This is a genomic window from Candidatus Villigracilis saccharophilus (assembly GCF_016711665.1).
Genome location: NZ_JADJSO010000014.1, coordinates 77,131 through 98,978 on the forward strand (window position 1 = coordinate 77,131; position 21,848 = coordinate 98,978).

Consider the following 21,848-nt stretch of genomic DNA (forward strand, 5'->3'; position numbering starts at 1 on the left):
CCGCGTAATGTCAACGGGTTTGAGTTATTCCATCTGTATCCGGGTAATCCCTCCTCTGATGAAAGGTTCAATTGTTCCGCTTGCGCAGGCCGTCAGCGGACTCGACAGGTTCTGCGGGCTGCTGGGAGCGATCAGGCTGAAATCAATCAGGTTGTTGTCAGTATCTAGGCAGCCGCTGGAATTGCGTTCGTAGCTGCGGTCGAGGCTGCTCGCCGTTAGCCCGGGCAGCGGATCGCCTTCCAGATAGGCGCTGCTGGCGCACATGCCGGCCTGATCCATGATCATCCCCAGCCCGTCCACCAGCGCGATGCCGCCCGTGTCCGCGATCCCTGCCGAAAAGTTTTGATCTGCATTCGCGGCGCTCGCGCCGGATGGCGCGGCCAGAAAATGCTGGCCTGGGGAAAGTTGGACCCCGCTTGCCACGGTCAGTAATGTTGATGTGGCTGCCCCGCACAGGCTGGATTTCCGGATCAGCCACCCGCTGATGTCGATCGTGTTCCCGGTCGGGTTGAATATCTCAATCAACTCATCGCTGGCGCCGCTCGGTCCGCGCGTGCGGAATTCGCTGATGAGGATGTGATTGGGCGGGATTGGAGTGGAGGGCAAAGTTGCCGTGGGTGACGGAGTGTGAAGCGCTGTGGCGGTTGGTGTCTCTGTCGCCGTGGCGGTTGGCGTATCTGTTGCGCTGGGTATCGGCGTGGCGGTGGATATATCGCCGCAAGCCGTCATCGCGCTGGACAGGTTCTGGGGATTGCTGGGAACGATCAGGCTGAAGTCAGCCAGGTTGTTATTTGTGTCGTCACAGCCGCCCGAATTGCGCTCATAACTTCGGTCAAGAACGCTCGAGCTGAGCGGCGGGAGCGGGATACTTTCGAAGTAGGCTGTGTCTGCGCACATCCCCGCCCTGTCAATGACGTTTGCTTGACTGTCGAGTAGCGCAATGCCGCCGTTATCCGCGATGCCTGCCGTGAAGTTTTGGTCCGGGCTGCTAACGCTGGCCGCGGATGGCGCGGCCAGAAAGTGTTGACCGGGTGAAAGGTGAATGCCATTCGTCACGGTCAGCAGGGTTGCCGTGGATATTCCGCAGCCGCTCGACCGCTTGATCGACCATCCACTGATATCGACTGTCTCGTTTGTGGGGTTGAATACTTCGATGAATTCATCGCCGGCTCCATTCTGTCCGCGGGTGCGGAATTCGCTGATAAGAATGTGGTCAATAAAAACTGTGCCCGTTGCCGTCGTTGTCGTTGTCGCGGATGGAGTAGATGTTGGGGTCGCCGTAACGGTTGGTGTATCTGTTGCCGTAGTTGTCGCCGTAGCGCTTGGCGTGTCTATGGCTGTGATTGTCGCTGTAGCGGACGGGGTGAATGTCGGTGTTGCCGTAGCGCTTGGCGTGGCTGTCGCTGTGGCGGATGGAGTGAATGTCGGTGTTGCCGTAGCGCTTGGCGTGGCTGTGGCTGTCGCTGTGGCGGATGGGGTAAATGTCGGTGTTGCCGTAGCGCTTGGCGTGGCTGTCGCTGTGATTGTAGGTGTGGGAGTAAATGTTGTTGTCCCCGCAGCGGTTGGTGTATCTGTCGCTGTCGCTGCTGCGGACGGAGTGAAAGTCGGTGTTGTCGAGGGTACATCCGCGCAGACATTTAACGGGCTCGATAAATTTTGAGGAGCGCCGGGACCGATCAGGGTGAAATCGGCAATATTATTATCTGTGTCAGTACATCCGCCGGAAGCACGCTCATAACTGCGGTCAAGGCTGCTGGAGGTCAGCGCGGCGAGCGGCGTACCTTCGAGGTAGGTTGTGGCCGCGCACATGCCGGCCTGGTCGATGATGATTCCAGAATTATTCAAGAGGGCGATCCCGCCGCTATCCGCGATCCCAGCCGTAAAGTTTTGGTCTGGGGTGTTAATGCTGGCGCCGGATGGCGCGGCCAGAAAATGTTGTCCGGGCAAAAGTTGAATGCCGGCAGAAATAGTCAGCAGCGTTGAAACGCTTGTTCCGCATCCGCTCGACCTCTTCAGCAGCCATCCGCCGATCTCAACGGTCTCGCCGGTCGGATTGAATATCTCGATGAATTCATCGCCGGCCCCGTTCTGCCCGCGTGTGCGGAACTCGCTGATCAGGATCTGGCTGGTTGGTGCCGCTGTTGGCGGGCGTGTCAATGTTGCGCTCGGGGTAAATCCAGGTGCACGAGTTGGTGTGTCGGTAAAGCTGGGCGTGACGGTTGGGGTTTCTGTCGCGCTGGCGGTGGGTGTCGCGCTCGTGGTGGCTGTGGCGGTTGAAGTGTCTGTGCAGATGGTGAACGGACTGGACAGATTCTGGGGATCGCTGGGAACGGTCAATGTGAAATCAGCCAGGTTGTTGTTGGAGTCGGTACAGCCGCCCGGCCTGCGCTCGTAACTCTGGTCGAGACTGCCGGATGCCAACGGGAGCAGGGGATCCTCTTCGAGGTAGGCGGTGTCTGCGCACATTCCTGCGCTGTCGATCACGCTTCCCTGGCTGTCGAGCAGGGCAATGCCGCCGCTATCCGCGATGCCGGCTGTGAAATTTTGGTCGGGCGGACCGGCGCTGGCGCCGGATGGGGCGGCTAGAAAATGCTGGCCCGCGGCCAGTTGAACGCCGCTCGATACGGTCAATAAAATGGTCGTGCTGATCCCGCAGCCGCTCGATTTCTTGATCTGCCATCCCCCAATATCCACGGCTTGACCGCTTGGGTTGAATATCTCGATGAACTCATCCCCGGCGCCGTTCTGTCCGCGTGTGCGGAACTCGCTGATGACGATGTGGTCAGGGATCGGCGGCGTGGATACCGGCCTGAAGGTTGCTGTGACCGTGAAGGTGGTGGTGCGCGTCACGCTGGGAGTCGAAGTTGTTGTGGCGCTGGGCGTGTCCGTCCCTGTAGCTGTAGCGGTTCCTGTGGATGTGTGAGTGGGAGTCGCACTTGCTGTGGATGCGCCCGTGGATGTATGCGTGGGTGTTGCGCTTGCCGTGCTGGTGAATGTGGCGCTTGGAGTTGGCGTGCCGCTCGGGGTGAATATAGCCGTCGCGGATGGCGTGAATGGTTGTGTGTTTTTCGGGGCGCGTGTGGGTTTTGGAATGGCGGGTATGATCGCGGAAAGTATGGGGGTTCTGGTGGATGTCGCTGTAGTTGTGGGTGTGTTGGTCGGGGTGGTCGTATCGGTCGTGGTGGCGCTGGAGGTCGCTGTATATGTCGGCCTTGCGGTTGGTGTCTTTTTGCGGGTCGCGCTCAGCGCTGCTGCGGATTCTCGCGGCGTCACCTCCGCATGTGAAAATGATTTTGCCGCAGACATGCTGGCAACCCCAAGAAAAAGTATCGATACCGCCCAACGCAGAAAATACCGTACTGCCCCGCGCAACCAAGGCTCCTTCTTGTTTGTATTCTCCATCCTGCACGGTTCGCATTGGCGCGAAAATACCCTCCGCCTTTGCGGTGTCAATCCGAGTCCAAACTTTGAAATGTGCAGTGTGGAAAATTGTTTTTGGGGAATATTCCCCAAACCTGTCTTTAAAATTCCCGGCCGGTTGTTTGTAAAGCTTTATACACATCATATAAAAATTGATATGGAAGGTCAATCCACATTTTTGTTAGCCGGTGTAAAATTCGCCTGTAACAATGGTTTCTTTCGTTTTCTTGACGATGGTGTTTTTGCGTGATACGATGATTTTTGATTTAAAAATTCAATGAATGGACAGTATCGGAAATGATCCACTGATTTGAATTTTTTCAAGAGAAAGATCTGCGAAGATCTGTGACATCTGTGGATAAATAAAGTCTGGTATGTATTGATGTAGGGTATTTCTCTGGCGCGAGATGTGCTTGTGCATCCGCCCGGAATTTATTATGAAGGAAAATATAAGTTATGGATGACGAAATTAAGATCGATCTCAAGCCAATGATGGACATAATCATCCTGCGCTGGCGCTGGATCGTTGGCGTTCCCGCCGCTGTGACGTTTGTCGCATTGGTGGCGGCCTTGCTGATGCCGCGTGTGTATGAGGCACGTGTTTTCGTGGCGGTATCGAAACAAAAGGTCGAGGTGCAGTTTGGCACCCAGATCCAAACATTGACCGAGGAACAACTTGGCATGAGCGGCGTCCAGTCGCAGGCCAGCCGTGATGCGCGTCTGGCGACCTTCCGCGAACTGGTGACCAACCCCGCCATCGGCGAGGAAGTGCTGCCGCAGTTCGCCGATCGCCTGCGCCAGTTGGATGAAAACCTCCTGAACACATCCCGCTTTTTGGCGGACCATGTCTCTGTGGACCAGAACACAAAAAGCGACCTGATCGGGATCGTGATCACACTGCGCGATCCCGTCCTGGCGGCTGATATCGCCAACGCCTGGGCGCGGGCTTACGAACAGCATATCAACAAGCTGTACACCAGCGCAACTTCCGCGGACGTTGAGGCGGTTCGCGCGCAGTCTGTGCAGTCGGAACGTGATTATCAAACCGCCCAGGGGCAGCTTGAGGCCTACCTGGCCGACAACCCAATGCCCCGCCTTCAAAAGCGGATCTATATCCTCCAGACCCAGATTGACAGCTATCAGACCGCCTTGCAGGAGTCTGAGGCGCTGGTCAATAGCCGCGAACTCGCGACGCGCAGGCAGGTCTTGGACGGCTATTATGCCGATCTGGAAATCTTGGAAAAATTATTAAGCGATGCGCGCCTGTTACAGAAACAGGTCCTGAATGGCGAGACCTCCTCTTCGGCCACCTTTGGCGATTCTTTGGGGATGGTTTTCCTGCGCAGCCGCGCGTTTGCCAATCAGACCGACCAGACAGATCAGACCAGCCCGAGCGCACCTCCGTTCTCGCTTCAACTGCAGACCCCGCTTACTTCCGGGCCGGTGGCGGCTTCGGATGTGTCCGGCTTGATCCTCGCTTTGGAACAGCGCAAGACGGAGACGGAAGCCATGATCGATGAGCTTACCGCTACCCTGCTTGACCCTTTCAATTATCAACTTACTCAGGACGCGGGCGTGCAGATCAAGGAACGTATTGAGGAATGGACCGTTGAGATTCAGTCACTGGGTGCGCAGTTGGAAGCCGAGGTGGCGCATCATAAGGATCTGGAACGCCAGCGTGATCTGGCCTGGAGCACATATTCACAGTTGGCCAGCAAGACTGTGGAGGTGGCCGTGGCCGCTGAAAGCGGCGGCACGGAAGTGCGCGTGGCCAGTCAGTCGCTCCCGCCCGTCGAGCCTGCGCATTCCGGCAAGCTGACGTTGATCGTCATGGTGGGCTTTGGAAGCCTTGTATTCACGCTGCTTTCGGTCTTCGCTTTTGAATGGTGGCGGAAGTGGAATTCGGAAGAGATCTTGGAATCTGTTCAGAAATCCGTGCGCAAAAAAAATTAGAGGTCATCTCAGAAATGTCATGCTGAGCGCAGCGAAGCATCTCTACCCTAATACTACGAGACTCTCACTGCGCTGGCGTGCAGCCTAAGTGTCGGTCGAAAAATAACGCTCCCTCACATCGTCCCGATGTTCTTTCGGGAGAGCGACATGGTGCTTTGTCCCTAAAAGTGCTTATCATCTGGAACTGCTTTTTAGGCACCATCAAGATCTTCTGCTCTTAGGAGTATTTATAAGCGAAAAACCATAAGGTGTGTTTGTAACGCGAATAACTGGATTTTAGCCTCGAAGAATTTTGGTTTACAGACGTTTATAAGAGATCTGCTGAATTGACTCTCGTGATGAACGATTTGGGTGGACGCAAGGCAGGAGACACGCACTGTATTTGTTTATCACACTAAATACGAAACAAGGATTCGGATTCATGATCAAGAATGTATGTGTGATTGGCCTTGGCTATATCGGGCTGCCGACAGCGGGCATGTTCGCCACCAATGGCTTTCAGGTGATCGGGGTGGATAAGAATGAGAATGTGATATCTTCTTTGAGTAGAGGCATGGTTCATATCCATGAACCGGGGTTGCAGGAAATTGTTACCCGATCCATAAACAGTGGGAACTTGCGGGTCACATCTCATGTGGAGCCGGCGGACTTTTTTATTATTGCGGTCCCCACCCCCTTCATACACGATCAAATTTCAGAGGACAGCCCTTATAAAAAGGCTGACATGAGTTTTGTGGTTGCCGCGGCTGAAGCGATTGTTCCACATTTACGCAAGGGCAATCTTGTCATCCTCGAGTCGACCTCCCCGCCTCGAACAACCACGGATCTGGTCAAGCCAATTTTGGAGAGATCAGGCCTTAAAGCTGGTACTGACTTTTTCCTGGCGTATTCTCCGGAGCGGGTTTTACCCGGACAGATATTGCGCGAGTTGGTTGAGAATTCGCGCGTGATCGGAGGCATAGACCGGAGATCCGCGGAAATGGGGCGGGATCTATACGCCGCCTTTGTAAAAGGCGAAATTATCCAGACCACGGCAACCACTGCCGAAATGGTTAAGCTAATGGAGAATACCTACCGCGATGTTAATATTGCGATCGCGAATGAGTTTTCACGTCTGTCTGACCGCTTTGGAATTGATGTGTGGGAGGCCATCTCGATTGCGAATCTTCATCCAAGGGTGAAGATATTAAATCCCGGACCAGGCGTTGGCGGGCATTGCATCAGTGTTGATCCATGGTTTTTAGTCGAGGCCGCTCCTGATATTACCTGCTTGATTCATACTGCCCGAAACGTGAATGATTCTCAACCTGAATTTGTCGTTCAATTGGTGCGGCATATGCTGGGAGACTTGCAAGGGAAAAAGATTGCGGCGCTCGGGTTGGCTTATAAACCGGATGTTGATGATTTTCGGGAAAGCCCTGCGCTGGAGATCGTGGAAAAATTAATTGCTCTTGGCTGCGAAGTGAACATTTTTGACCCATACGCGGCAGCTTTTCAGGGACTGAAGGATCATTTAAAGAACTCGGTTGAAGAAGCTTCTTATGGTTCTGATCTGCTGCTCTTGTTGGTTGATCACACCGAATTTAGATCCCTCACTCCGCAAGCTATGAAGGGGATGCAAGGGAAAAAAATTCTTGATACGCGTCATTGCCTGGATCATGCGCTTTGGCAAAAAGCGGGATTTGAGATCTCGGTTTTGGGAAGTGCGAAATGAGGCAGGTATTAATTCGTAAGGGTCAGCTCCTTCTCGCTAATGTTCCTTCGCCGCTGGTCGAGCCGGGCTCTGTGCTGGTGGAAGTGGCATACTCGTTGATTAGTACTGGTACAGAGCTGAGCAGTGTGCAAAGCTCGGGGCAATCTCTTGTCAAAAAAGCATTGGAACAACCGGAGAAGATCAGGAAACTCTGGGATCACCTGCGCAGTCAGGGGATACAGAAAACAATTGCCAAGGTGCAGGGGCAATTGGACCTGGCTTCTCCGCTGGGCTATTCCTGTTCGGGGATCGTGATTCAAGTGGGTAAAGACATAACAGACATTCGGCCCGGTGACCGGGTCGCCTGCGCCGGGGCGGGGATTGCCAACCATGCCGAGATTGTCCTGGTACCGCGCAACTTAACCGTGAAAGTGCCCGATGGATGCACTCTGCAGGATGCCGCTTCGATGACACTGGGTGCGATCGCCATGCAGGGCGTTCGCCGTGCAGACTTGCGCCTGGGTGAGGTGGTCGCAGTGATCGGCTTGGGTCTATTGGGGCAGATTACCGTGCAATTATTGAAAGCTGCAGGCTGCAAGGTAATAGGCGTGGACCTGAGTGAACGCCGGGTCTCCCTGGCCAAACACCTGGGCGCTGACGCGGCTTTTTGTCCGACGGAAATAAATATCATAAATGAAATACGCCATATGACCGGCGACCACGGGGTGGATGCAACAATCATCACGGCGGCTTCCACGGGGAATGCTCTTGTCCAGCAGGCCATGGAGATCACGCGCAAAAAAGGCCGCGTAGTGATCGTCGGTGCGGTGGGATTGGGGCTGAATCGTTCGCCTTTTTATGAGAAGGAAATCGATTTCCTGATCTCCTGCTCGTATGGTCCGGGACGATATGATGACCAATACGAAAAGAAAGGTGCCGATTATCCTTTTGCTTATGTGCGCTGGACCGAAAACCGCAATATGCAGGAATATTTACACCTGGTGACGGATGGCAAGGTGCAATTAAGCCGGATCTTGGAGCGGGAGTATGAGCTTTCCGATGTCTCCAAAGCCTACGAGGAATTGCAGTCTGGAACCGAAAAGCCGTTGGGGGTATTGCTTAGGTATCCATTTGAAGATAAAGATGCCCAGATACAAAAACTTGGAACCAGGCTGGTCTTGCATGATCGTACAGAAAACGGCAGGATACGCATTGCCGTAATTGGAGCAGGCAGCTTCGCCAGGGGAATGCATTTGCCTAATTTACAGAAACTCTCAGACCTGTACCATATTCGCGCAATTGTGAGTTCCACGGGCCTGAATGCAAAAACTACAGCGGAACAGTTCGGCGCTGATTATGCCAGCACGAATTATCAGGATGTGCTGGATGACCCGCAGGTGGATGCTGTCCTGATCTGTACCCGCCACAACCTCCACGCTCAACAGGCCATGCGGGCGGCGCGGGCCGGGAAGGCGATCTTGTTGGAAAAGCCCATGGCTCTCAATCAAGATGAGTTGGATCAACTGACCGCTGTCCTGCAGGAAACCGGTGTCCCCTTCATGGTTGGCTTTAATCGGCGTTATTCTCCAGCGGCACAGCGGATCAGGGAAATTGTCAGTCAACGATCAAACCCGTTAATGATCTTATACCGTATGAACGCCGGCTACTTGCCCGCTGATCATTGGACTCAAACCGAAGAGGGCGGCGGGCGTATGATCGGCGAGGCCTGTCATATCTTTGATCTCTTTCAATATGTAGTGGGTGCGCCTGTGGTGGAGGTGAACTCTACTGCGATCACCCCGCAAACCGGGCATATCCTGGCGGGTGATAATGTCACTGTCACATTACGTTATGCAGATGGTTCAGTGGCTACCACTCCTATATACCGCATTGGGATCTTCCGATTTAAGCAAGGAATATATGGAAATTTATGTTGATAACAAGGTTCTGATCCTCGATGATTACCATGATCTACACGTGTATGGTGCACCATTGAAAGGGTGGACGGCTTCATCTCCGGAAAAAGGACACTTGGAAGAATTGAAAATATTTGCAGCATGTTTCCGCGAGCGGAGGGAACTGCCCACTTCGCTACTATCTCTGCTTGAAACTACAAGTGCGAGTCTCACTGTTGTAAAAGGAGAGAAATGATATGCGCGCTTTTGCCAAGTCATTGTTGCCCCAAGAACTTCACTCTTTTTTGAGGCGCAGTGTATATTCCCATATCCCGCTTAAGAAAAGGATGGGGAAGGATTATTGGCAATTAAGAGCTTTTCTTACGGAAGCCCAGTGGTGGAGTAGGGAACAAATCGAAGCATGGCAGCTTGAAAAAATGAAAAAGATGGTTCGTCATGCCTATGAGAACGTGCCTGGGTATCGGACTCTGTATCAGGAGGCCGGTGTAAAACCGGAAGACATTATTTCCCTGGCAGATGTTCAGTTACTGCCTTTTACAACCAAGGAACTCTTGAGGGATAATATTAAGGATTTTGTTGCCCGCAATATTCCCGGCTGGAAACTCAGGTTTGTTACTACCGGTGGGTCTACGGGTATCCCCCTTGGGTATTATCATACGGATGTGAATTTATGGATGGAAGATGCCTTCATGCACCAGGGATGGGAACGGACTGGCTGGCAATTGGGGGATGTATCGGCTGTGTTGCGCGGCGGTTTTACAGGGTCACAGGAGAGAATTTGGGATTATGACCCGGTTCGGTTTGAGCTAAATCTATCAAGTTTTTTTCTTGCAGAACAGACCTACAAGCAGTATATGAATATTTTTCAAGAATATAAACCTCAATATCTCCAGGCTTATCCTTCTGCGGTCACGCTCCTGGCCGACCTGGTGCTGAACAACAATGATGTGGGGCGTATGGGTATTAAGGCCATCCTTTTGGGGTCAGAGGGCATCTATGATTGGCAAAAGGATAAACTTTCACGGGCTTTTCCTGATGCGCAGCTCTTTGGCTGGTATGGTCATTCAGAGCAGGCGATTCTTGCGCCCATGTGCGAGTATTCCGATCAATATCACGTTTGGCCTTTTTATGGTTTCACTGAAATCATGAAGGATGGAGGGGGGCCTGTAAATGTAGGTGAGGTCGGCGAGTTGGTTGGCACTTCCTTTTGGAGCGAGGGCACACCCTTTATTCGCTATCGAACAGGAGATTTGGCTGAAAGAGGTCAGATTGGTTGTGCCAGGTGCAATAGACAATTTGAAATCCTTACACGTATAGAAGGAAGAAAACAGGATTATGTAGTTACCACAGATGGCGGTTATGTAACGTTGACAGCCTTGATTTTTGCGCAGCATTTTCATGCATTTGGCTCTATTATTAACATGCAGCTATATCAGGATAGGGTTGGCGAAGTATTGGTAAAAGTAGTGCCTACTTCAGCCTTTTCAGACCAGGACATCAATGAAATCAAAACAACGATGGAAGGAGCTGTAGGGGGGAGATTGAGTGTTCGAGTTCAGATTGTGGATGAAATCCCGCGAACCCAGCGGGGTAAATACCGGTTCCTGGAACAAAAACTTGATATTAAGTATGGGGAGTAGATGAAAATAGCGATTATTGGCCCGTACCCGCCCCCTTATGGTGGTATCTCCATCCACGTTCAGAGGTTGGGCGCCCTGCTTGATCAGGAAGGGTTCGATACTGAAATTTTTCCCAATATAAGTGCCCGAAAATGGCTGGCCGATGCCCGCGGAAATTGGTTCAATTACGATGTTTTGCATTTTCACGATGTATCGTGGATGAACCGCGTGGGGATTGGCTTGATGGGTTTGATGGGGTTCGGTGTTGTACTTACCATACACGGAGACAGCCTTAAGAATCAATTAACCCATGCCGGATGGTTTAAGAGATCGCTGCTTGGTTTTTCCATGCGCCACATTACTCACATTGTGGGGGTAAAAACGGAGATTCGGGATTTGCTTTTGTCACTTGGCGTTGAGCCTTCCCAGGTATCGGTTGTTAATGCCTATCTGCCGCCTGTTTTTGAACAGGCGCATCCTGTTCCTGACAGCATTGGCGAATTTGTTGATTCACATTATCCTCTTATCGTGGCGAACGGGTTTGGTGTGATCCCTTTATCAAAGGAAACAGATCTGTATGGTTTGGAGATGATCATTGACTTATGCGCCTGCCTGGTCGGGATCCATCCCAAATTGGGATGTTTGGTTTTTCTCGCGCAGATTGGTGATCAAAACCGTTACGATGAGCTGGTGTCAAAAGTTCGCCGATTGGGATTTAACGAACAATTCCGTTTTATCATTGGTGAAAACCTTGCGCCGACTTTGAAGCGGGCAACGATCTTTGTGCGGCCAACATTTGAAGATGGCTATGGTATCTCAGTGACAGAGTCTCTGTATTTCGGGGTACCGGCTTTGGCCAGTGATGTTTGTGAAAGAGAGCCTGGCGCGCTGATTTTTAAGTGCGGCGATGCGCAGGATTTTTATCGCTGTACCCAACAAGTTCTGGGTGATTATGAAACGGCAAAAAAAAATGCGCGGGAAGCAAAGCCGCTGAGCGCATACAAACAATTATTGGCTATATATCAGAGTATCGCAAATAAAAGATAACATTTTATTCAATATATTAATGATACATCTGTGAAGATGTTTGCAAGACTCGAGCACAATGCAATTTGATATGTGCTTAATTAGTAAGTTTTAGAAAAATTTCAATTCGAAAAATCGTATGTCAAAGAGAGCTGTTATGCCGAATCAATGTTCCGTATGCCTTGAAGGCGCCTTGATGGAAATAAGATCTATTAAAAGTCCTTTTATCTCACGGGAATATAAACTCTACCAATGCAACTCCTGCCGATCCAGATCTTTTAATTTAAACGAACATGCGGATGTTGATTTGAGCAGCTATTACGATGCGCGCTCCGAAGATCAGGAATATCTAAGTGTGCCTTTTACTGTCTCTAAATACTGGCTGAATGAGGTGAAGCTTATTGGAAGTATTTATGGGAGAACTCCGCGGTCTGTATTGGATGTTGGTTGTCGTACAGGCGATTTCCTGCTCCATTGGCCGAAAGATATTCAAAGAACAGGGGTGGAGTTATCGGTTCATTCGGCTGATATTGCGATAAAAAGAGGGCTGGATGTACGGCGGGATTTTCTGGAAAACGTTAAATTCTCGGATAAATTTGATGTGGTAACAGCGTACGCGCTCCTTGAGCATCTTGCCAAGCCGCAGGAATTTCTTGGCCAGGTGACCGGCCTTGTAAATCAAAAGGGGGTATTGGTAATTATGATACCAAGTTACCAGACGCTCAAAGCAAAGATCCTTGAAATGTTCAACGTTCGCTGGCATATGTACTGCCCGCCCGAGCACTTGAGTTTATATTCCAGGGAGTTTCTTGATAACTACCTCAAAGCAAGGGGCTTTCATTTGGTAAAAAGGAAATATACTTCGGGCGGGATGTTCAATCCTTTTCAAAAGATACCATTGGCGCGCAATGTATTCTCTAAATTGATGAGTTTGGTGGATGCCAATAGGATATTCAATCAATTCCCTGCTTTTGATCACATGTATTCTTATTACCAGTATTTGGGATAATTCAGTCAGTGCAAAAAATAAGTTCCAACTTTCACTTTCTCAGGAACAAAGGCTTCTTTGACCTGTTATCGGTTAACTTCCTGACACAATTCCTGGGCTTTGGCAGCACCTTGCTGGTTGCCAAGTTTGTAACGCCGGTGGAACTGGGCGATATCAAGATATTACAGTCGTACACGGCGCTATTTGTCATTCTTGCCGGGTTTGGGTTTAACGCCGCCGTGCTGAAAGTATGCGCCGAGGACCGCCCCGATCAGGAAAAATTGGGCATTCTGCGGTTGGCTGTCCAGCGCGCCGGAGTAGCGACTGCAATTACTATTTTGTTGGTTATTGTTTTAGCCTTAAGCGGCGTAATTACATCCACTCTGCGCCTTTCTTTGTGGCTCATTGTATACGCCTGCACGATTCCCTTGCAGGTACTGACGGGCATTTTTATTGTTTTTCTTCAGGCGCAAAAAAAGATAAAAGAAATGGCCCGCTCGCAGGCGGTTGTAAAAATTCAATCTGTGGTTTTGATCGTGATCAGCACCTGGGCATGGGGTTTTAAAGGGTTCATTTTCGCAACTATTGCCGCCTACGCACTGGGGTTGTGGCCGTTTCTGCGTCAGATCGGGGTAAATTTTCTTCATACACCGCTCGAACAAAAACCGGCACGCTTCATGCAGTATGCTTTTTTTAGCGTGCTAGGCAATGGGATAGCCTTATTAGGTCAACGTGGCGATATCCTCATCCTTGATCATTTTACTGTTGATCGTGCGGCGATTGGCTATTATGCTTTAGCCACCATATTTGTGACTGCCGCTAGTCAGGTGACAGGTACAGTGCAGTCCATCACCACTCCTTACTTTAGCGAACATGCTCAGGATGAAACCTGGTTTCGTCGCCAGCTTTTCCTGAACCAATTGCGTATGGCCTTGCTTGGGGTAGCCGTAGCAGTTGGTGTATATGTTTTGGCTTGGATACTGGTGCCATTGGTTTATGGACCCGATTATTCTCCAACACTTTCGTTTTTGGCTATTTTGCTTATTAATTATGTAATTGCTTCTTCAACTTCCTTGGTTGGTGTGGCAATATTTTCTTTGGGGTTTGTTAAATATAACTCCTTAAGTGTTATGATCTCAACTCCAATAAGCCTAATTACAACTTTTGTTTTCTTAACTAAGTTTGGCATTATTGGTGTAGCATGGGCTCAAGTAGTTTTGGCTTTAGTTTCTTTATGTATAAACGCAATCTTTGTTAATATTGTTTTAAATAAAGCTTTTAAATAAAATGCTTTTTAGAAAGGTCTGTCATTCATGAGTAAAGAATTGTTTTTGAAGTCACTATTGTGGTTGTTGGAATTGCCTTTAAAAATTAGAAAGAGAATTAAGAAGTTTTTGGTTATACGAGGCTTTAGGCAGGTGGGTAAAAACTTCTTTTTTGATCCCCTTTTTTCCAGTTTCCCGGTGGATGGAACAACTCAAATTGGTAATAACGTTTTCATTGGCGAGAACGCCTATTGGCGAGGCGAAATTTGTGTTGGAAACAATGTAATGTTTGGCCCAAAGGTCACAATTTTTGCAGGCAAACATATTTTTGCTGTAAAGGGGAAAAGCCCGCGCTTCATTACGCCATACCCACGTCAAAATTCTGAGCCGGTAGTTTTTGAAGACGAGACTTGGATAGCTGCTAATGTAACAATTACTGGTAATGTAACTATAGGCATTGGGGCAGTTGTCGGGGCTGGGTCTGTTGTATCTAGTAATGTTTGTCCGTTTACCTTGTCTGTTGGAAATCCATGTCGTCCGGTTAGACAAATTTTTGATGACGCTAATCTTATAATTCACTTAAAGGAAATTGGTTATAACGATGGCTTTGCGGTTGAGGTAGTGGAAAAGAGAAAAATATTCCTGGAAAATAAGAACATACCCTTTATTAACTATACTGATATTTATGAGCCGGTTATTTATAAAAGGTTGTAAACTGGATAAATCGGTTTGAAATTTATTCTGCGCGTATAGGATGTCGTTATTGATATCCTTGTGTAAAGGATGTTTATTAAGAAGAGTAATGTAAGTCGAATCGACTAAAATCAGCCTGAGCCGTTAAAAATGCAATATCCTCTAAAACATTACCTTCGTCTTTTTACCTCAACTTCTCCACGTAGCATACTTGCAAAAATATTTGCCAAGATTCGAAATAAACCTTGGGCGTATTACAACATAAAACGCGATCAAAGCCGTTCAAGTTTTATGCTGAACATAATGCGCGATAAGCCGCTCAACCGTCTGTTTGAGGATCTTCCGCGCGAAATTCTAGACGGTGATTGGGATTGGTTAAGCGGCGTAACCCATCATTATCTTTCACACCGTTTTGATCTTTTGGGTTCGGGCTGGGTGCGGGTATATCACGGGTTGAATTGCCGCGGCCTGGAAGGGCATCGTTTTTCCATGGGGACAAGCGTTCAAGCGGATCAAGATGGTCACTGGCTGGAGGGGCGGGTCAACCCGGCCAACCTCGCAGAGTCTCAGCGTATTTGGAACCTGGTTGATGTGGGCTATTGCCCCATTGATTGGCACCTGGATTTTAAGTCCGGGTATCGCTGGCGCGAAGACACCTGGTATAAGAATATCGAATTTGGCCACTTGTTGGGTGTGGATGTCAAAGTCCCCTGGGAACTGGCGCGTATGCAGCATCTGCCGCAGCTTGCCTGGGCTTTCGCGTTGGCGCAGGCGGGCGTGCCAGGCTTGGATGCTTCGGAACGCTATGCGCGTGAGTTTCGCAATCAGGTTCTGGATTTTATTTCGACCAACCCGCCGCGTTGGGGGGTAAATTGGTTTTGCGCCATGGATGTCGCGCTTCGGGCGGTAAACTGGCTGATGGCCTACAATTTATTCAAGACGTTCGATGCCGGGTTCGATGAAGGATTTGAGAATATTTTCTTCCGAAGCATTTATGAACACGGGCGGCATATTGTTGAAAATCTTGAATGGTCTTCAGAATTCCGAAGCAACCATTATTTATCAGATATCGTGGGACTGCTGTTTATTTCTGTCTCCCTGCCTTGCGATAAGGAGACAAATGTCTGGCTTGCCTTTTCTGCGCAGGAGCTGATCAAAGAAGTAAAAATGCAATTTTATGACGATGGCGGGAATTTCGAGGCCTCCACAAGTTATCACCGCCTCTCTGCTGAATTGGTGATCTATGCCACCGCCTTGCTCCTCGGTCTTTCAGATGAAAAGCGCCAGGCCCTGCGGGATTTTGACCATGATCTCATAAAGGGCAGCCCCAGCCTTGCTTCAGCGCCATTGCCTTTTTATCCACTGCCCAATTCCAAAGACGAGTCTCCCTTCCCATCGTGGTATGTTCCGCGCCTCGAACGGATGGCCGAATTTACCATGCACATCACAAAGCCCGATCATCATATTCCACAGATCGGGGATAATGACAGCGGGCGGTTTTTGAAATTATTCCCGATTTACACATCAATGACGGTCGCGGAGGCCGGATCGCGTTATCTTAACTTAACGAAATATGCCGAGCTGCCGCACGATGATGTTTATTGGATGGAAGATTTTCTCGACCATCGCGGCCTGGTTGCCGCCTTCAACGGGCTCTTTGCCCGCGCGGATTTTTCTGCGTTTGCAGGGCAGACTGCTGAAAAAGAAACCATGCTCATTGGGATGTTAAGCCGTGGGCGGCAGCTCGCCTCCCTTCATTCAGAAGATGAAAAGACAGCCGCTCAAAATATACAGGTTGGCGATATCTCAGACTGGCAGCGCTGCGAAGCCCAGCTTCTCTCAGTCTCTCCACCGCCTGTTATAACTACTTTCCCCGCCGCAGGCATTGGCCTGCGGGATGGCCTCGAAACCATCGCCTATCCCGATTTTGGGTTGTATCTGTTCCGCTCAAAGCGGCTGTATCTCGCCATTCGCTGTGGCCCGATCGGGCAGAATGGCAATGGCGGTCACGCTCATAATGACCAGCTTTCCATTGAATTGGAGATTGATGGGTCACCAGTTATAATGGATTCCGGTACTTATCTTTATACCCCGTTGCCCGGCCATCGCAATACCTACAGATCAATAGCGGCGCATTTTGCGCCGCGTATGGGAAGTAAAGAGCCTGGTGATATTTCCATTGGAACTTTCTCCCTTGGCGGAGATCCAAAGGCTGTAGCGATCTATTTTGGTAAGTTGGGGTTTGTGGGAATGCATACGGGCTATGCGAGCCCTGTATATCGGCGGATCACTGTTGAAGATGCGGCCGTGATCATATCGGATTTTTCTCCTGGCAGCGAACTATCTCAACATGCTTTTGAGACAATTCCATTTTCGCCTGCGTATGGCATAAGGCAAATTGGAGGTGATATTGATGAAGACACTGATCGATAAAATTGTTTGGCGGATGTTTTATTTATTTGAGCACATTGGGTTTCATGTGCTTCCGATCCATTATTACAGTCCGATACCGGATACAAGGTATTTGCGTAAACATTCGGAATTATTGACTCAAGAACAACCAATGTCTGGTGTGGACCTGAGGGAAGACGCGCAGATCGATTTGTTAAACCTACTAAAGGATTTTGAAGACGAGTATCGCCAGGCGGGCGGCGGGAGATTTGGCGTTACCCAGAGCGAAATGCCTTCATACGCGCCGATCAATGCCCTCGGGCTCTATACCTTTGTGCGTCATTTTAAGCCAAAAAGGGTCATTGAAATTGGCGCTGGAATGTCCACCAAGATCACTTCAGCCGCCATAACGAAAAATAAGGAGGAAGGGCATGGCGGAGAGTTTATCGTCATTGAGCCGTACCCTTCAAGTGAATTGCGCAGGGGATATGAAGGCGTTAGCCGTTTGATCGTCGAGAAAATTGAAGATTTGGATATCAGCATCTTTAACAGCCTTGAGGCGGATGATATTTTATTCATTGATTCCAGTCATACTGTCAAGCCGCTTGGCGATGTCAATTATTTATTCCTGCATGTGATTCCTCAGCTAAACCCCGGCGTTATTATCCATGTTCACGATATCTTTTTTCCAGTTGACTATTTGCCCCATCATTTTTTTAGACCAGGGCTTAAAATGTTCTGGCAGGAGCAATATCTTCTGCATGCATTTCTCCTGTTTAACCATGAGTTCGAAGTCATGATCAGCATGAGCTACCTGCATTTCAAACATCAAGCCAGATTAAAAGAATTATTTCCGTGGTATCAATCAGAACGTTGGCCCAGTAGCTTTTGGATGCGGAGAAAGGATTCTCGATAAGATGGCGAATATTAATACCTTTACGGCCAATCTCCTGGCCCGCTCTGAATCCATTGTCCTCAAACCTCGCCGGGTCTTATATTTGATCGGTTTTTTTATTGCCTACGAGATTGGCATTTCCATTGGCTGGCTATTCAATCTTTATGTTTCCCCATTGCTTTTTTTATCACTGCTCACCTTTTTACTCATCATTCTAAAAGTTATAACTGCTCGGCGTATACCCGCTATTCCTCTCCTGGGTTGGTGGGTGGTCTTTGCCCTATTGGCTGTTATTACCTATGCACGAAGCCCGTTGGTGGTTGGTCCAGTCCAGGGAATGTGGGTTGTCTTTCGTTTGGCATTTGCTGGGGCGCTGATCTACCCGGCCTTTTGGTTCTTTCTAACCAAACAGGAACACCTGCAAACCTTCTTGACCATCGTGGCAGTCTCAGCGGCATTATCTGGGCTGATTGCGGTGATTCAAACCATTTCCAGCGGGGCGTTATTGAGCGGTGTCATGACAAATGACCGCTTTCTTGGATTCCTGTCAAAATTTCCGACGGAAACTTTAGGGACAGATCCCGCAGTTCTCAGGGCGCACTTTTATATCAATACTATTTTCCGTGGGCATGGAACATTTTACCGGGTAAATGGGTTTGGCGCGTTCATGAGCATCATGATCGGCTTGACTTGGGGCTTGTTTCGGCAGGCTCGCGGGCGGCGCCAGGTCTTTTTTGGCCTGCTTCTCGGTACGCAGTTGGCTGGCCTTATCGCCACTTTTTCACGTACCGCCTGGGCAGCGGCAATCGCAGCCATAGCGATCGCTATTTTTATCGAAACGTTTTTTTGGGGTAGAAGACAGTTAACCCGCCGGCAAATACAATTATTTTTCATGTCTGTTTTCTTTGGAGCCTTGGTTCTGGTTATTGCCCTGCAATCAAATGCGGCGGCTGATCGCCTCAACTCTTTGCTTAATCCTGGTCAGGTGGCGGAAGTTCAATGGCGCGTATTTATCTGGAAGAGGGCGCTTGAAAGTATAATCGCGCAGCCTTGGTTTGGTACCGGTATCGCAACGGTGGTTTCAAATGAACCTTTTCTTGGAAAAGGTGATTTTGGAGCGCATAATTTATTCATCGGTATTGCCTTTGAACGCGGCCTGCCGGCTTTGTTTATTTTTCTCTTTTTAATGGGGAGGTTTTTTACAACGACCTGGAGAAGGTTGAGAAGTGAGCAGGCACAACTTCCGGAAAAAGGACTGGCGACAGGTGTCTTTGCTTCTGGTGTCGCATTCCTCCTCGTAGGTATGGGGTCATCCATGCTTGACATCGAAAATCTTAGGGCATTATTTTGGGTGCTCCTGGCGATCGCATTTTTTCCCGCTGATAAAAACAAAAAGAAATAGAGTAAAAGATCATTCATCTTTCTCCGCGCGCCTGGAAGCTGGCTGGTAACTATATATCAAAGAGAACTAGATAATAAGATAAGGAATCATATGCCGACTGCCTTGGTAATTTCCCGCTACTTCCCGCCGTTAAGTTCGGCTGGGGCCTCGATCCGACTGGTGAAGTTTATTAAATATATTGCTTCTCAAGATTGGAAGCTCATTATCATCACCCAGGACCCGGATAGAACGGTGGTGCCTGAAGATCGACTCTCCGCTTTCCTGGAAGAAGAGATTCCTCCTGAGACCATTATCGTCCGCGTTCCAGCCCCTTTTTCTGGGAAGACATCTTCATCCGAATTGGAAAATAAGGCTTTTCAGCCGCATACGAGACGGTCAGGAATATCCACTTTCCTGAGTGGATATATTGGACGGATCGTCACACGATTGTTTCCCGGCTTGAGTCTTTGGTGGGGGATACGTGTCTTCCTTTTAGCTCTGCGAAATATGAAAGCCTGGGGAGTCGATCTGATCTATGCCGTGGCGCCGACTTTCACCAACGCGTTGATCGGTACGATGTTGCGCTGGTTTACCGGCAAACCATTTGTCTTTGATATGAAAGATGATTGGGTTGGCTCCCCCGCCTTTCAGCAAAGACCAGCCTGGCGCAGAGCGATCGAGAGAATGCTCGAAGCTGTCATCATCAAATCCGCCGCGCAAGTTGTCCTCGCTACAGAACGCAGCTACCGCTTGTATAAAGAACGCTATCTGGCTAACCTTGATCAAAAGAAGTTCCATTTCATTCCCAATGGTTGTGACCTGGCCGAATTTCTGCCATTGCGAAACAGGACGGAGCCTCCAGCATCCGACAAGTTTTTAATTCTTAGCGCGGCGTGGGGATATCAGAAGGACTATCGTGATATCACCCCCTTCTTTTTGGGGTTGGGTCTTTTCTTTCGAAATAACCCGTCCGCACAATATGACGTGGATGTGGTCTTTTTAGGAAATAGTCTCTCGCCTGAATATGCTGAGCTGATAAAGGAGGTTGGGCTTCCAATGGATTGTATAAAGGAAATTGGTCCTGTCGCCCGCAAAGAGCTTGTCGAATGGTTATGGTCATCGAATCTATTTTTTTTGGTGCAGCCTGTCGGAAATACCACCGCCATCTCAGGAACCCTTTATGAATATTGGGCTGTTCAAAAAGCCCCGATATTATTGATCGCTGAAGAAGGCGCTTCCAGCAGACTCGTAGATGAAAATCATTTGGGAAAGAGTTTCCGCTTTGATGAAATTATGGGTATTGCCAGCTATGTAGAAAAAATATATCAATCTCACAAAAATAATCAATCTCAAACTATAACGAATAAAGGAATAGAAGCTTTTGATCGCAAGACTCTGGCGCTCCAAATGGCTGATATTTGGCGAAAAAGCTTGGTGAATAATGAATAATTTACTCAAACCAAAAAATGTCTTGTACCTGCATCCCACAGCTGATTTATATGGAGGTACCAAAATATTGCTTGAAATCATCGAATTCCTGCCGCGTGAACAATTCAACCCTATTGTAATTTTGCCAAACTCAGGGCCGCTGGAGAAGGTATTATCACAATTACAGGTCGAATATTATGTTCACCCTATTACCGTGGTTCGTCGTGGCTCAGTGAAGGGCTTTGCGTTGGTCAAATTTTTGCTCGCAATTTTACCGAACATCATTTGGATGGCGCTATTTATCAGGGCGCATAAAATAGATCTTGTGCACACCCAAACAATGGTTGTCTTGACTGGGGCTTTCGCCGCAAAATTGGCGGGGAAACCACATATATGGCATATTCACGAGATCGTAAGTGAAGAATTCCCAAAGCTATGGGGATTTTATTGCCGATTGATCGTAAACCTGTCAAACAGGATAGTTTGTATTTCAAATGTAACCGCTGAACAATTTCCAGATCGAACGAAAGTTAGGATTATCCCCAACGGAATTGATTTACAGGCTTTTGCAAAGGGACCAGCTCAAGGTCAGCAAAAAGAAGGATTGATTAATATCGGCGTGATCGGCAGAATCAGCCCACGAAAGGGGCAGGCTTATCTGCTTGATGCCTTCATTGACTTGCTGCATCGGCAAAAAGAGAATTCACCCCATTTGTTTATTGTCGGCGACATATTTACCGGTTATGAATATTATCTGCAGGAATTAAAAAATAAAGTGTCAGAGGCTGGGCTGGAAGTCATGGTCACATTTACCGGGTTTATAGAGGATATGACAACTATATATCCGCTCCTGGATATTGTTGTGGTCCCTTCGATTTTACCGGAGGGCTTTGGATTGGTAGTACTGGAGGCAATGGCATCCCACCTTCCGGTGATAGCAACGGATCATGGAGGGCCATTGGAAACTATTGAACCTAATATTTCAGGCTTGTTGGTTCCCCATGATGACGTTAGTTTGCTGGCGGATGCGCTCGATTTTTTGATCAGCCATCCAGAAGAGCGTGAGCGGCTCGGAGAAGGTGGGTATCAAAGAGTCAAACAGGTTTTCAGTATTGAGATAACCACTAACCTCGTTATGCAAACATATGACGATATCTTGATTGCCTAGTTATATTATCTT

The 21,848-nt window shown here is 49.0% G+C and carries 16 protein-coding genes; 15 read left to right on the top strand and 1 reads right to left on the bottom strand.

Annotation, left to right across the window (positions count from 1 at the left end):
* Positions 1–24: 24 nt before the first annotated feature.
* Positions 25–2,790 carry a lamin tail domain-containing protein gene (locus tag IPL17_RS05775; RefSeq protein ID WP_345306171.1) on the bottom strand — a complete coding sequence of 922 codons (2,766 nt, stop codon included), beginning with the start codon at positions 2,788–2,790 and terminating at the stop codon, positions 25–27.
* Here IPL17_RS05775 and IPL17_RS05780 point away from each other — a divergent pair.
* The 15 genes from IPL17_RS05780 (at position 2,723) to IPL17_RS05850 (ending at position 21,836) form a co-directional block, all read left to right on the top strand.
* A complete protein-coding gene (locus IPL17_RS05780; RefSeq protein WP_345306172.1) occupies positions 2,723–2,923 on the top strand; it encodes a hypothetical protein in 201 nt (66 codons plus the stop codon). The genes IPL17_RS05775 and IPL17_RS05780 overlap by 68 nt on opposite strands.
* On the top strand, positions 2,924–3,670 hold the full coding sequence (locus IPL17_RS05785; RefSeq protein ID WP_345306125.1) for a hypothetical protein: 747 nt from the start codon (positions 2,924–2,926) through the stop codon (positions 3,668–3,670).
* 206 nt (positions 3,671–3,876) lie between these two features.
* The gene (locus IPL17_RS05790; RefSeq protein WP_345306126.1) at positions 3,877–5,373 is read left to right on the top strand and encodes a Wzz/FepE/Etk N-terminal domain-containing protein; all 1,497 of its coding nucleotides are present in this window, start codon (positions 3,877–3,879) and stop codon (positions 5,371–5,373) included.
* 421 nt (positions 5,374–5,794) lie between these two features.
* Positions 5,795–7,087 (top strand): nucleotide sugar dehydrogenase, encoded by a 1,293-nt coding sequence (locus IPL17_RS05795; RefSeq protein ID WP_345306127.1) that lies wholly within the window; start codon positions 5,795–5,797, stop codon positions 7,085–7,087.
* A complete protein-coding gene (locus IPL17_RS05800) occupies positions 7,084–9,003 on the top strand; it encodes a bi-domain-containing oxidoreductase (RefSeq protein ID WP_345306128.1) in 1,920 nt (639 codons plus the stop codon). The genes IPL17_RS05795 and IPL17_RS05800 overlap by 4 nt, the downstream gene beginning before the upstream one ends.
* A gap of 215 nt (positions 9,004–9,218) precedes the next feature.
* A complete protein-coding gene (locus IPL17_RS05805; protein ID WP_345306129.1) occupies positions 9,219–10,622 on the top strand; it encodes a hypothetical protein in 1,404 nt (467 codons plus the stop codon).
* A complete protein-coding gene (locus tag IPL17_RS05810; protein WP_345306130.1) occupies positions 10,623–11,648 on the top strand; it encodes a glycosyltransferase family 4 protein in 1,026 nt (341 codons plus the stop codon).
* Positions 11,649–11,934: 286 nt separating this feature from the next.
* Complete coding sequence (locus IPL17_RS05815; protein WP_345306131.1) at positions 11,935–12,636, top strand: class I SAM-dependent methyltransferase; 702 nt, start codon at positions 11,935–11,937, stop codon at positions 12,634–12,636.
* Positions 12,637–12,644: 8 nt separating this feature from the next.
* Positions 12,645–13,901: an oligosaccharide flippase family protein gene (locus IPL17_RS05820; RefSeq protein ID WP_345306132.1), complete on the top strand. Its 1,257-nt coding sequence runs from the start codon at positions 12,645–12,647 to the stop codon at positions 13,899–13,901.
* A 27-nt stretch (positions 13,902–13,928) separates the two neighbouring features.
* Entirely contained in the window at positions 13,929–14,594 is a 666-nt protein-coding gene (locus IPL17_RS05825; protein WP_345306133.1) for an acyltransferase, read from the top strand.
* Between the two features lie 270 nt (positions 14,595–14,864).
* The gene (locus IPL17_RS05830; RefSeq protein ID WP_345306134.1) at positions 14,865–17,006 is read left to right on the top strand and encodes an alginate lyase family protein; all 2,142 of its coding nucleotides are present in this window, start codon (positions 14,865–14,867) and stop codon (positions 17,004–17,006) included.
* On the top strand, positions 16,987–17,880 hold the full coding sequence (locus IPL17_RS05835; RefSeq protein ID WP_345306135.1) for a class I SAM-dependent methyltransferase: 894 nt from the start codon (positions 16,987–16,989) through the stop codon (positions 17,878–17,880). The genes IPL17_RS05830 and IPL17_RS05835 overlap by 20 nt, the downstream gene beginning before the upstream one ends.
* A gap of 1 nt (position 17,881) precedes the next feature.
* Positions 17,882–19,261, top strand: coding sequence for an O-antigen ligase family protein (locus tag IPL17_RS05840; protein ID WP_345306136.1), 1,380 nt, complete (start codon positions 17,882–17,884; stop codon positions 19,259–19,261).
* Positions 19,262–19,351: 90 nt separating this feature from the next.
* Positions 19,352–20,689, top strand: coding sequence for a glycosyltransferase (locus IPL17_RS05845; RefSeq protein WP_345306137.1), 1,338 nt, complete (start codon positions 19,352–19,354; stop codon positions 20,687–20,689).
* Entirely contained in the window at positions 20,682–21,836 is a 1,155-nt protein-coding gene (locus IPL17_RS05850; protein WP_345306138.1) for a glycosyltransferase family 4 protein, read from the top strand. The genes IPL17_RS05845 and IPL17_RS05850 overlap by 8 nt, the downstream gene beginning before the upstream one ends.
* Positions 21,837–21,848 lie beyond the last annotated feature (12 nt).